The organism is Massilia sp. CT11-108, from assembly GCF_047302915.1.
Taxonomy (GTDB): domain Bacteria; phylum Pseudomonadota; class Gammaproteobacteria; order Burkholderiales; family Burkholderiaceae_D; genus Telluria; species Telluria orientalis.
The window spans coordinates 1-232 of record NZ_JBKYMO010001795.1; the positions used below are offsets into that span (position 1 = coordinate 1).

A 232-nucleotide genomic window follows, 5' to 3' on the forward strand; every position below is an offset into this window, starting at 1 on the left:
TAATTATCCCTGCCTTCAGCATCGGCAGAACGCAATCGCTGGTTTTTGCCTTGAATCAAATTTTCACAAAAAAACTGTTACCACCTGTGCAAATTTTTGTGGATAGCCCAATGGCAATCCAGGCAACAGACGTTTATCGGAAACACCATAATTTAGTTAACCAGGAGGCCAAAGATTTTTATAAAACCATGGGTGATGAATTTGAATTTGAGCATTTGGCTTACGTTCAAAC

1 pseudogene is annotated in these 232 nt (G+C 39.2%); it reads left to right on the forward strand.

From position 1 onward, the window contains the following. Nucleotides 1–232, forward strand: a pseudogene (locus ACEN88_RS36350) (MBL fold metallo-hydrolase); the annotation flags it as partial.